The following is an 8,694-nucleotide window of genomic DNA, read 5'->3' as shown; positions in this document are numbered from 1 at the left end:
GGTTGCGTCGACGCAACCGGCACCGACACAATGTGGGTGCCCGAGGCAGTAGCCGAGGGAAGTGATTCGTGTAGGAGGTCTCCGGGGCGTAAGCACCCCTGTAGGCAGCCCTATCCAGCGGTTTCCAGCCTTGCGCGCCCACCCACCTACACAACGAACGCTCCTCGCTTCGGCAGTGGGGCATTCTGTGCTCGCAGCTGCGCGGTGACCACCTCCGCCATGCGCCGAAAACCAATATTACGTCAACTATATATGTAAACTCCCTCTACCCCAGTAATTTTCGAGTTTTATGGCGACCTTGGTGAACCGGCAGTCGAGACGGCTGTGGCCATTACTGGTCGTGGTCGGCTTCGAGTTGACGTTGTTCGACGAGTATCACTGCGCACAGCAGAAGATAGGCGCCGGGGACGATGAGGATGGCGGTGGTCAGGGCGACGATGATGGCCAGTATTTCCATGGCTGCTCCACTCGGCGCCGGAAACATCGCCCTTCTGGACCGGGCCGGACGGGCGCCGTCGGGGACTTGGGCCGGAGCGCTCAACGCGAGCAGCCCCAAGAGCAGGGTTCGCGAGCCGTGCCGGGCTGGGGCTCGGCGAGGGGGAGGGGCCGGGATCGGCGGCGATACCGAATGACGATCAGGGTAACCACCACGTGAACATGGTCGGGATCGGTCATAGCCATCCCCACCGAGGGCGGACGCCGTCGTACTCACCCATGATGATGGACGCGGCATCGAGGCCTCCTGATCCGAGCGTTCCACCACCCCTGGTCTGTCTACCAGTCCGCCCACGGTGTGGCGGCGACTGGAAACGTCACGCCGGACCTGGACCCGGACCCGCCCAGAGTGTCCGCTCCAGCCCGAATTTACGGGGTGCGTCGCTGCAGGTCACTGATCGATCGAGGCTCTATTCGCTCGATCTGATTTGACTCCGACGCCGCCAGTTTCGAGTCTTACGTTCAGTTTCCGGCCTGAGCGTGCGCGCGACGGGCCGCCTCGACCAGAGCTTCGGCGGCACGTTCAGCGCGCTTCGATTCGGTACGGCTCGTCGGCATATCGGTGTAACCGGACCGCGTCTTGAGACCCAGCAGCACACTGAGGTGCTTCGCCGTGGTCGGGTCGACGGACCCGAGCAGCGTGACAGCATCCTTGTGGTCCTCGCCCTGCGCATGCTTACCCAGTCGCGCGCAACAGATGACATCCGATGCTGCGATGCCCGCGTGCACCCACAACGTCACGACCGCATCATCGACCCCGTCCGGTTCGTCGGCGAAGTCGCGACCGATCTCGGCCAGGTGAAAGAACTGTTCGGCTTTTCTCAGCCGCCCCCGGCGGACCGTCTGGTCACACGGCCGCGTCCGCCCCACTACCGATTTCCCCGACGCAGCAACCGGGTGAAACCGGCCCGTGAACCGGCCACCGTCAGCCCCTCCTTCACCACATCCCGCAGGACCGGCTCATCCGTGCCGCGGCCGGCGATCTCACTCTCCGCGAACTGCAGATCCCGCGCATCGTTGCCGGTCCATCTGGTCACCTCGGCCATCAGCTCCGCCACCTGCTCATCCCACTCCTCGACCGCGACGTCGTCCGGCCGGACCAGGAAGATGTCGATGTCGCTGTTGATCGTCATCGTTCCGCGTGCAGCCGATCCGAACACGGCGGCATACATCGGGGGAATCTCCCAGCCGGCCAACCGCGCCTCCAACCTGCGCAGGAACTCCCCGGACAAGTCGGCGAGACCCATGACATGAGGGAACGCCAGGTGTTCACGATTGAGCTGGTACACGAACGCGTGGCCCACCCTCGAAGACAGCACCGTGCCCTGCTTGCTCAATCGTTGCAACACCTTCCGTATCCCCTCCTCCGAATGGCGGTGCAGCACCCGGTGCAGCTGGCCGGTCGTGAATGTCGCCTCAGATGCGGCTGCGAGCGCAGCGAGCACATCACCATCAAGGGTGGGCGTCACTGTCTGTAGCGGCCGAATCAGATCCATAATTCCGTTCCCTAGGGACGTCATGTCTCGCGCACTATTGTACGCCTACCCGTACTATAGTACGGGATAGTTGCCGCGGCGTTGCAGAAAGCAGCGGCACTCATCGAACAAGAATCACGCACTCCGAAGAGCGAGATGGGCGCTCAGCCCGCTTCGCCTCCTCGGCCGGGCTGAGTGGGGGCGAGCTCGTCTACGCGGGCTCGAGGTCGCGCTCGAACTCGATTTCATCCCGACGCGGGATCTTGTAGTAGCCCACGGCGGGAATGTCCGGCTTCAGCGTCCGTCTCGCATCGTCCACTGCGCCGCATCGAACGGCCGACAGGCGGAAGCCGCGCCGCTGGTAGAACTGCATCGAGTCGAGGTTGTCGTTCGTCGTGACCAACCACAGTCGCGAACAGCCTTGTGCACGGGCGACTTCGGCGATGCGTTCGATGAGTGCCGTGCCGACGCCGCCCCATTGGCCGGATGCGCGCATGTTCACGATTTCGCAGTTCGTGCCGTCGATGTCGTAGATCAGCACCCCGACCGTCTCGTCATCGGTCGATGCGATCAGGGCCGGGCGGTCGCGTGCGTCGACCAACTCGCCGCGCCGGGCGATCTGGGTGGTGTGTTGCGCCTGGAGGAATGACGTCAGGCGTGGCTCTCCTGCGGGTACCTCATAGATGTCGACCATCGTCCCTATTTTCCTCGCCTCACCGAGGCTGGACCAGGGGTGGATCTGTCGGGTTGGGTCACGATCACATGCCGCCCGTTGAACTGTCCGGTGATGTCGGGGAGGCGTCTGCGGCCAGGAAGTGCACACGACCTGTGCGACCTCCCCGGCCCGTCCCCACACGGCGCGGGGATCTGTGCGGTGATCCCCGGGGCGGAGGACCTTCGCGGGGACCGCCGTTGACGCTGCGCAAGAGGCGGCCGCCGAAGCTCAGCTCGCACAGACCCGCGCCGAAACGCAGACCGCGGCAGCGCACACATCCGCGCAGGAAGCTCGCGAGGACGTGGACCGTCTTCGTAGCGAACTCGCTGACCTGCGCACCGAGGCCCGCACGGACCGCGAACAAGCGCGCGCCGATCATGCCGCACAACTGGCCGAGGTCCGGCAATCAGCCTCCGAACGCGCAGATGCTCTAACCACCGCGCTGCGCGCCGCCGAGCAGACGATCGAGGAACTAGCGGCAACCCGGCGGCCGCGGTGCCGCTACCTAGCTCGTCCCCGGGTCACGTTGCCCTTCGGGGGTTTGTGCCTTCACACCCGCGGAGTGCTTGCCGCCATCGGAGTGCAGCTCCGGGGTGCTCAACGGTGACCTGAACGGCGTCATCAATCGCTGACACCCCGAACACGGAAGCGTTCCATCTGCGGGTCAACGTCAACGACGGTGACGTCTTCGATGGGGTGATCGAATGAGCAACCCGGTGGGAGGCGGTGTTGCGGTTCCGGGCATAAGATGGCCGCGTATGAGCACAGCCGGTAAATTCGTTCTCGGATTATTGCTCTTCAATGGCCTCTCGGCAGCCGGCGGGGGCATCGCACTGATGACCGGCACGATCCCGGAACAACCCTCATGGATTGAGCACACCGACTTCGACAGTCTCTACTTCCCCGGGGTGATTCTGCTGGCCGTTGTGGGAGGCAGCTCGTTGTTCGCCGCCTCGGCGATGATCAAACGAAGCGTGGGATGGCAGTCGGCCGGCATCCTGTCCGGGGTGATCATGGTGGTGTGGATCGTTGCGGAGATCGCCTCTATTCGCGGGTTTCACTTCCTGCAGGTGCTCTACCTCGTTACCGGAGCCGCAGTGATCTGGTGCACCCCACCGACCCCGCAACTGCGCAACAGCACCGCGGGTCGTGACGCCGAGAACCTCTGAACGACCCGAAGATCGCCGCGCGGCCGGCGAGCAGGATTCGAGCCTGCGACACAGTCGCCAACTCGGCGCATCTTCTGGTGACCGGTTCTCGAGGTGCGAGGATGGGCCATTCCTCGCGTTGCGCTTGTGAAGCGTGGTCCTCGCTTCAGGAAAGCCGCCCACCTCCCTGACCGCACCGACCTGTCCGATCGCACGTTGCGGTGCGGGCTGGCAGACCGGCTGGGCATACTGACGCGAACACTCGGGTCCGGAAGGTCACACACGTTGACAGATATTCGTTCGGCAGGCGGCAACACCGGCTCACGCCCGGCGCCGCCGGGCCGGCACGCCGTATTCGGGACCGGGATGTTCCTCCTCGCTGGTGTGCTGGTCCTCAATTCGCTTCTCGGACCACTCGGCCTCGGCCTTATCGACTATCCGATCTCGACCACCTTGCAGAACCAGCTGATCGGCCTCGAGATCGTCACCCTCGCTCTGGTTGCCCCGTTGAGCATTGCCGCCGCAGTGCTGGCGCTGCGCGGGCACCGCGCCGCCGGCCCTATGGCATTCGGCCCGGCCGCCTACACCGCCTACATGTTCGCTCAGTACGTGCTCGGCCCCGAATACGCGGCCTTCAATGCCGTGGTGTTGTTCGACCTCGGCGTCTTCGCGGCAGGGGCAGTGCTCGCCGTGGGGGCCTGGACGATCACCGACACCCGTTCGTTGCCGGACACCACACCGGCCAAGCAACGTACCTACGGCGTGATCCTGCTCGCGCTGGCGGCTTTCGTGGTGTCGCGATATCTCGGCCCTATCCTCGGCGGCGCGATGCCCGCCGAATTCGCCGACGCGCGCACGTTCTTCTGGTCCATCGTGCTGCTCGACCTCGGTCTCGTGGTGCCGGCCACCATCGTCTCGGCGGTCGCCCTCTTCCGCCGGACACCGTCCGCCCCCAAGGCGCTGTACGCGGTGCTCGGCTGGTTCGTGCTGGTTCCGCCGTCCGTGGTGTCCATGGCCGCGGTCATGATGGCCCGTTCGGATCCGGCCGGCTCGGTCGGTCAGGTCGTCGTGCTGGGCGTCGTCGCGGTGGCGTTCCTCGTCTTCGCGGCGAATGTCTTCCGTCCCCTGCTCTCCCGACACCGCGTCGACGCGTGAACCGAGTGGTCCTCGTCGAAAGTTCATCGGGGTCATGCTGCTGCAGGTGTGGGCCGGTGTGATGGTCGAACGAGGCGAGATACCGGGATCGACGAGGGTGTCCTGGAGCCGTGGTACGCGATGTCCACGACGATCACCGGTTCGACCCAGCGCACGATCCCGTGCTCCTCCGCGGCCGCGGCCTCTGTTTCGAGTGGGCTGGTGCGGCGTTCGAGGCTGGCCAGCTTCTCCTTCAGCTGGCGGCGCACGGCCATCGAAAATCCGGTTCCGACATTGCCCACGTAGCGAATGACGCCCTGGTCATCGTAGGCGCCGAGGACGAGAGAACCGACCATGTTGCGCTGTACACCGCCTCCAGGGATCCAGCCGATCACCAGGGCAGAGCTTCTGGTGCGCAACAACACCTTCCGCCACGACCGGGCGCGCTTGCCGGGCTGGTACGTCGACGACACTTTCTTAAAAGCGCACCTTCCATCGACGCATTTTGCGCGGCCTCCAGAATGACAGCGCTCTCCACGCCCACCCAGTGCGGGAGGACCTGAAGGGGCAGGCCGGCGCCGTGCAACTCGTGGCCGAGGTCGGTGAGAGCGGCGCGGCGCTCCAGGTACGGGGCCGCGATCAGATTTCCACCGTCGAGCCGGAGAACGTCGAACGGAAGGTATGTCACCGGCACCTGCCGCCGCACGGCCGTGGACGGGCGCAGGGTATTCATCCGCTTCTGCAAACGCGCGAACGACGGCCGACCCTGGACGAGGGCCACGACCTCGCCGTCGAGCACGATGCGGCCGCGACCGCCGAACACGTCGGTCAACGCCTCGGCCACCTCCGGGTACGAGGAGGTGACCCCGTTGAGGTTGCGGGTCCACAACACCGGTGGCTCATCGCCGCCGACCGCAACCAAGAGACGGCAGCCGTCGTACTTCATTTCCGCGGCCCAGGCACCGTCCATTTGCTCCGGTGGTTCACCCGGGGTGGCCAACATCGGCGCGATCAGCCGCATGGGCCGATTGTGCGCCCATTTGCGCAGCTCGGGCGACCTTTACGATTCCGGAGCCCGAGAATGCGGCTCGTTCATCTCCACCCGCCGGCCTGCTCGACCACCGCCGGCATGACACCCTGTCCCATGAGAATCGCCGAACGTCGGAAGGACCCGCGCCACCCATGACCACCTGGACCCTCTGGCTCGGCGCCCTGCTGGTCGTCGGCGGCTCGGCAGCCCTGCTCAAAGACCAGGCAGTGGCGGCCCGCGCACTCTGGGTGCTCGCCGTGCTCGCCTTCGCGGCCGCGGCGTCACCCCGGGTTACCCCGTCCGAAAGCAGGGTCGCCGCCGACCGGTGGCTGACGGTCTTCGACGACTGGAACCACGGCGGCCGTGGTTCGCGGTCAGCCTCCGCGCTACCCGACTCTAGGTCTGTCTGCGCTGTTCAGAGGATGTTTCGGCACGTGTAGGACGTGGGGTGGAGAAGCTGTTTGGTCTCCTATGGCCTGCGATGGACGGCAACCCAGCCGTGCCTCGCAGGCACCGAAATTCCGCGGTGTCTCCCGACTGCATTTTCGAGGAGTCGTCATGTTGGACCTCACCTTCATCTGGACCTGCGCGGCCACGACCGTGGTGGGCGAGTTGTTCCGCCGGTTCTGGCGGCTCCGGCGGGCCCTGGCCCGCCACCGCACCGACCCCGCCCCGCATTGGCGCACCAGCGAGTTCGTGTTGCGCACAGACCACATCAGGGAGGCCACGGTGGCGGTGGTTGCGGTGGTGTCCTTCGCCGTGCGTCTGACCGTCAGGGCGGCGATCCACGCGAGCATCTAACCGGGAACACGTGACCGTGGGTGGCCGGTGGTGGGATGCATCCTCGTCACCGGCCACCGGCCGGTGCGTCCTTGGCTCGAGAAATCCCGCGTAGTTCTCTACGCCCGGCAGCGATGAACACGATGGGGGTACGCACGATCATGGTAACCGATCGATGGCTCGCTGCTGTGCCGCAGCTGCCACCGTTGACCGCGCCGGCCGCGCAGGTGGCGGAGAGGTTGGTGTTGCTGCTGCACTACGGGATCGACTGGTCCGGCAGCAATTGGGTGGCCGCCCGCCGCGGTGACTACTGGGACAATCTGCTACCCAACAGGATCCGGCTGGCCACCTACAACAGCATCAACCTGCACCAGTGATGGACCGCCTCGGTCGCCCGGCTCGGGTCGGCTCCGCGCAGCGACGAGCAGCGCTCCGCGCTGGTCATGCTGCTCACGAGCGAGCCGTGGCCGGTGCTGCAGGTGATGCAATTGAGAGGGCCGTCGGTGTAGTTGGTAATTAGGTTGCGCGCGAAACGAATTCGACCCGTTCAACGTATGCGATCGCGGGCACTGATACTCGATGTCCGACCTCATCGACTCGTCGAGGTCGACGCTCACCCGGGGTATGTCCTCCTGATCATCTAGACGGTTTTGCGGTGGCTGCCGGTCAGGCCGTTGAGATCGTCGAGGCCGGCTCGGACGTTCTGTGTGTCCGTCGGCACGAGAACACCGGTGCGCACCCAGACGTCGGACGGTCGGATAAGGCAGTTGGTGGTTGCGATCGGCACTTTGTGGCTGAGGAGGAACTCCACCACGTAGTGCAGGGTGAGGGAATCACGGGACAGGCGGCTGAGAGATGGCGTGTAGAACGGTATCTGCTCGCTGCGGGCGAGCTGAGTCGGATTCGGTAGCGAATTCGTCGAACAGTGCCTTGTTGAGATCGCGGTGTTGTAGGGGTCGTCGGTGCCATCGGTGTTCCGCCGAGATGTGACAACGCTGCTGCCGCCCTATATCTCGGGCGACAGCGGCGTTGAGGTGGGTGGGTTAGATGGCTTGTGCGGTGGGGAGGATGGTGATTTCGGTGAGGTTGACGTGCTTGGGGACGGCGGTGAGGAAGGCGACGGTTTCGGCGACGTCTTCGGATTGGAGGACGTCGATCTGGTCGATCAGGTCGGCCATGAGTTTGCTGGCGTCGGGGTCGGTGACGTGGTCGGGCAGTTCGGTGTCGACCATGCCGGGTTCGATGGTGGMGACGCGGACGTTYTTKCGGCCGAGTTCGGTGCGCAGTAGGCGGGTGAGCTGGCTGATGTAGGCCTTGGTGCCGGAGTAGACCTGGAACTTTTCGAGGACGCGGGTGGCGGCGATCGAGGAGGTGGTGATCAGGTCGGCGGGTTTGTCGTCGGCGGCGGCCTGGACGAGGGGTTCGACGAAGGCCTGGATGGTGTTCATCACGCCTTTGATGTTCAGGTCGATCTGGGTGTCCCAGTCGTCGACCTTGAGGTCGACGATTTCGGAGATCAGCTGGACGCCGGCGTTGGCGAAGACGAGGTCGACGGGGCCGAGTTCGGTGGTGATGCGGTCKGCGGYGGCTTGCAGGGCGGTGCGGTCGGTGACGTCGGTGGTGACGGCGATCGCGGTGCCGCCGGCGGCGTTGATGCGGTYGGCGGTGGTGGTGATGCGGTCGGTGCGGCGGGCGAGGAGGGCGACCTTGGCGCCGAGTTGGGCGAGTCGTTCGGCGGTGGCTTCGCCGATTCCGCTGGAGGCGCCGGTGACGACGGCGATGCGGCCGGTGAGGGGGGTTCCGGTCAGGACCTGGCTCATGGGGTGTGTCTCCTTGACGGTGGTGTTTCGAGGTGTGGTTCCTCGGGGTACGGATTCCATCATCGTCGGCGTGATCGGGGTGGGCGAACAGGCCGCG

General features: G+C 65.4%; 10 protein-coding genes and 1 pseudogene. 5 read left to right on the top strand and 6 right to left on the bottom strand.

The genetic code is table 11. From position 1 onward, the window contains the following. Nucleotides 1-331: 331 nt before the first annotated feature. The 4 genes from AC1D1G_RS37080 to AC1D1G_RS37065 all read right to left on the bottom strand — a co-directional run bounded on the left by AC1D1G_RS37080 (nucleotide 332) and on the right by AC1D1G_RS37065 (nucleotide 2,664). Nucleotides 332-457 (bottom strand): hypothetical protein, encoded by a 126-nt coding sequence (locus tag AC1D1G_RS37080; RefSeq protein ID WP_477956055.1) that lies wholly within the window; start codon nucleotides 455-457, stop codon nucleotides 332-334. Nucleotides 458-957: 500 nt separating this feature from the next. Continuing rightward, a complete protein-coding gene (locus AC1D1G_RS37075; RefSeq protein WP_477956053.1) occupies nucleotides 958-1,365 on the bottom strand; it encodes a hypothetical protein in 408 nt (135 codons plus the stop codon). Further along, complete coding sequence (locus AC1D1G_RS37070) at nucleotides 1,365-1,991, bottom strand: nucleotidyltransferase domain-containing protein (protein WP_206016382.1); 627 nt, start codon at nucleotides 1,989-1,991, stop codon at nucleotides 1,365-1,367. Before AC1D1G_RS37070 ends, AC1D1G_RS37075 begins: the two co-directional genes overlap by 1 nt. A gap of 190 nt (nucleotides 1,992-2,181) precedes the next feature. Next, nucleotides 2,182-2,664: a GNAT family N-acetyltransferase gene (locus AC1D1G_RS37065; protein WP_477956050.1), complete on the bottom strand. Its 483-nt coding sequence runs from the start codon at nucleotides 2,662-2,664 to the stop codon at nucleotides 2,182-2,184. A gap of 725 nt (nucleotides 2,665-3,389) precedes the next feature. On the opposite strand from AC1D1G_RS37065, the gene AC1D1G_RS37060 reads away from it, so the two are divergent. Then, nucleotides 3,390-3,854 (top strand): hypothetical protein, encoded by a 465-nt coding sequence (locus AC1D1G_RS37060; protein WP_317571590.1) that lies wholly within the window; start codon nucleotides 3,390-3,392, stop codon nucleotides 3,852-3,854. A 264-nt stretch (nucleotides 3,855-4,118) separates the two neighbouring features. Then, nucleotides 4,119-4,988, top strand: coding sequence for a hypothetical protein (locus AC1D1G_RS37055; protein ID WP_477956048.1), 870 nt, complete (start codon nucleotides 4,119-4,121; stop codon nucleotides 4,986-4,988). A 32-nt stretch (nucleotides 4,989-5,020) separates the two neighbouring features. On the opposite strand, the pseudogene AC1D1G_RS37050 reads toward AC1D1G_RS37055, so the two are convergent. After that, nucleotides 5,021-5,988 (bottom strand): annotated as a pseudogene (locus AC1D1G_RS37050) (ATP-dependent DNA ligase). Nucleotides 5,989-6,149: 161 nt separating this feature from the next. Here AC1D1G_RS37050 and AC1D1G_RS37045 point away from each other — a divergent pair. The 3 genes from AC1D1G_RS37045 to AC1D1G_RS37035 all read left to right on the top strand — a co-directional run bounded on the left by AC1D1G_RS37045 (nucleotide 6,150) and on the right by AC1D1G_RS37035 (nucleotide 7,154). Then, complete coding sequence (locus AC1D1G_RS37045) at nucleotides 6,150-6,437, top strand: hypothetical protein (protein WP_477956047.1); 288 nt, start codon at nucleotides 6,150-6,152, stop codon at nucleotides 6,435-6,437. A 118-nt stretch (nucleotides 6,438-6,555) separates the two neighbouring features. After that, entirely contained in the window at nucleotides 6,556-6,798 is a 243-nt protein-coding gene (locus tag AC1D1G_RS37040) for a hypothetical protein (RefSeq protein WP_477956045.1), read from the top strand. Nucleotides 6,799-6,938: 140 nt separating this feature from the next. Then, nucleotides 6,939-7,154: a hypothetical protein gene (locus AC1D1G_RS37035; RefSeq protein WP_477956043.1), complete on the top strand. Its 216-nt coding sequence runs from the start codon at nucleotides 6,939-6,941 to the stop codon at nucleotides 7,152-7,154. Nucleotides 7,155-7,820: 666 nt separating this feature from the next. On the opposite strand, the gene AC1D1G_RS37030 is transcribed toward AC1D1G_RS37035, so the two are convergent. Then, entirely contained in the window at nucleotides 7,821-8,597 is a 777-nt protein-coding gene (locus AC1D1G_RS37030; protein WP_477956041.1) for an SDR family oxidoreductase, read from the bottom strand. Between the last annotated feature and the right edge of the window lie 97 nt (nucleotides 8,598-8,694).

This window comes from Rhodococcus sp. P3_B8 (assembly GCF_056402775.1).
Note: the sequence above shows the minus strand (reverse complement) of the source record. Positions and strands in the feature narration are given on the sequence as shown.